The sequence below is a fragment of the Vibrio sp. 10N.286.51.E5 genome, assembly GCF_041469125.1.
GTDB lineage: Bacteria > Pseudomonadota > Gammaproteobacteria > Enterobacterales > Vibrionaceae > Vibrio > Vibrio crassostreae_C.
The window spans coordinates 1-2,456 of record NZ_JBFRJZ010000081.1 but is presented as its reverse complement, the minus strand read 5'-3'; the positions used below and the strand labels follow the sequence as shown (position 1 = coordinate 2,456).

The window sequence follows — 2,456 nt, the reverse complement described above, 5'->3', positions numbered from 1 at the left end:
CGGAAAGCCGCGATGAACCAAAGTTTTTCCATTACCCTGTCGACCTCTTTTGCGACTTTAATCTGTCGTTACCATACAGGCATACTGCCCAGACAGTGCATAGGGAAACGGATGAACGAAATACTCCGAAATACTTAACCTCCAGTCCTGCCCGTCGCCAACCATTTCATATAAAATCTTCGTTCTAGATCCGACGCCTTGTCATTGTGCAAAGATAAAAGGTTAGCAACGACTACTTCGAAAAACACCAGTATCGAGCCGATTCAAAATGTACAAAATGACCTTATTACCGTATTATTAGAGCATTAAAACCCCCATACTGTACTCACTAGGTAGAATATGTTTCTTGAGCTGACATTTGTCTCATTTTTCTCATTCACTTCACTTTTTCTAATGCGAAAAGTCGCAAAAGAGATCGGATTAGTAGACAAACCCAACGCAAGAAAGTTGCATAGTGGCGCCGTACCTTTGGTTGGGGGAATTTCAATCTGCCTGTCAATTGGTCAGTTTATTACATCAAACCCCGACGTTATCCCACACAGTTATCTTTTTTTAACCTGCATAACGATCTTAGTCACTATTGGAGCGTTAGATGACAAAGTTGACCTTAGCTTCAAAATCCGTTTGTTAGTGCAGGCGGGCCTCTCAATCGTAATGATGTTTTTAGCTGATATTCGATTAAATAATATTGGTGATATTTTTGGGTTTGGTGAAGTACATTTGGGGCCAATGAGCTCTTTAGTCACTATCTTTGCTGTAATCGGAGCCATTAACGCCTTTAATATGGTGGACGGGATTGATGGTCTACTAGGTGGGCTTGCGATTGTCACCTTTTCCGGACTGGCTATTTTACTGCAAGTAGAGCAAGAGCATGGCCTGGCCTATTTATGTGTCGTCTTCATTGCCGCTATCATTCCGTATATTTTAATGAACCTAGGCATTTTGGGGCGTGAACGCAAAGTCTTTATGGGGGATGCAGGAAGTATGATGATCGGCTTTACGGTCATCTGGATTTTACTGGGAGCAAGCCAAGAGCCCTCTAAATCGCTCATGCGCCCAACTACTGCCTTGTGGCTAATTGCCATTCCTCTCATGGATATGGCGGCGATTATGTTTCGTCGAGTTCGCCGCGGTGACTCCCCTTTCAAACCCGATCGTGAGCACCTGCATCATATCTTTCAGCGCCTAGGGTTTAGCTCTCGACAAACACTGGCCATGATTTGCAGCCTTGCTGCTCTCCTGGCTAGTTTTGGTATTTTGGGGGAACTGTACGAGCTGCCAGAAACCTTGATGTTCTTGTTGTTTATTATTTGCTTTATTGGATACAGTGTATCGATGAGTTATGTATGGAGAATAACTGGCTGGTTTCGCAACAAGCGTGGGCTGCCGTCAAAAACATACGACTGTTAATATTACTAAAGGTTCACCTATTTTACAAAAAATGAGCATCGTCGATAACTGCCAGTGCTATAACGTAACCGTCGGTGAACCGGCTCATTGATTTCCTAATATCGACACAGATACCGCCAACTAAGGCGGCATCTGTCATTCTGGCGTTATTCTATGAGGGACGTACTAAATATTCCGCTCGGTTATTATCTATGCTTAACCGGCTATCATCGATAACTAGTACTAGCTTCAACCATTGATTGAGACTGTATTTAATAGCCTCACCCTGTTTATTTTTAGGTGGTACCTGAGTGACCGATTTATCTAACCATGTCTGAACTCAATGAGCAGAGACTGAGTATTTGACTAGCGGGTAACATATCGCTCTTCCCTCGTCTTATCTTTGAGCCCTTGTTCAACACGATAGAGCTTCTAGAACCAATTGACTGCCCACCGTATTTTACCCCTATTTACCCTGCTTGTTTTTTTGATTGGATCTGCTCTGCGTTAATGAACTGCGTCTTGCATACGCCTCAGTAAAAAACATATTATCTTCAGTATTTTCATACGCTTTGTACCCATCCCCAGTGTAGTTTGACAGATACGATTGAGGGGCGGGAGGGCGCATGGTCTCTTCGTTCTAAACCACATCCACACAGCCAGATGTAACTTTTCTTTCGTCATCGAACACTGTCAACATGGTTTCGTCCGCGAACAGAACATCTTGAGCTATGAGGGCTTCTTTTAGTAAGGCGATTAACGACTCTGACGATAGAGAGGCAGGGCGTAGTGGTTTTTTCGTGATAACTTGCGCAAGCAAAGAGGGTGCAGCGATGCTGACGATGGAGCCATTTCAACAACGCTCTTCTCTCCTAACACATCACATTAACCACAGACGGATTTGGGTCCTTCGGTAACTTCGACATACAACTGGGCTGGGATATACACCAGTTTTTTTCACTGGTGCTTTGTCTCATCCTACAGAGCATCGACTGGCAACACGAGTAGGTTTTTTCTGATTCTGGTATGTTCACCACGGCACGCTCTCGGTGTTTTTCAAGGTAGTT

Annotated in this window: 2 protein-coding genes; one reads left to right on the top strand and one right to left on the bottom strand. The window is 43.9% G+C overall.

All coding sequences use genetic code 11. The features are described 5' to 3' along the window. The first annotated feature begins 339 nt into the window (after window positions 1-339). Window positions 340-1,410, top strand: coding sequence for a UDP-N-acetylglucosamine--undecaprenyl-phosphate N-acetylglucosaminephosphotransferase (gene wecA, locus AB4161_RS21405; protein WP_372084234.1), 1,071 nt, complete (start codon window positions 340-342; stop codon window positions 1,408-1,410). A gap of 151 nt (window positions 1,411-1,561) precedes the next feature. On the opposite strand, the gene AB4161_RS21400 is transcribed toward wecA, so the two are convergent. Continuing rightward, window positions 1,562-1,666: a transposase gene (locus AB4161_RS21400; RefSeq protein ID WP_372084236.1), complete on the bottom strand. Its 105-nt coding sequence runs from the start codon at window positions 1,664-1,666 to the stop codon at window positions 1,562-1,564. Between the last annotated feature and the right edge of the window lie 790 nt (window positions 1,667-2,456).

Bases quoted from the DNA above. Each gene is read 5' to 3' on its own strand.
- wecA (WP_372084234.1), top strand. From the start codon at position 340: ATGTTTCTTGAGCTGACATTTGTCTCATTTTTCTCATTCACTTCACTT.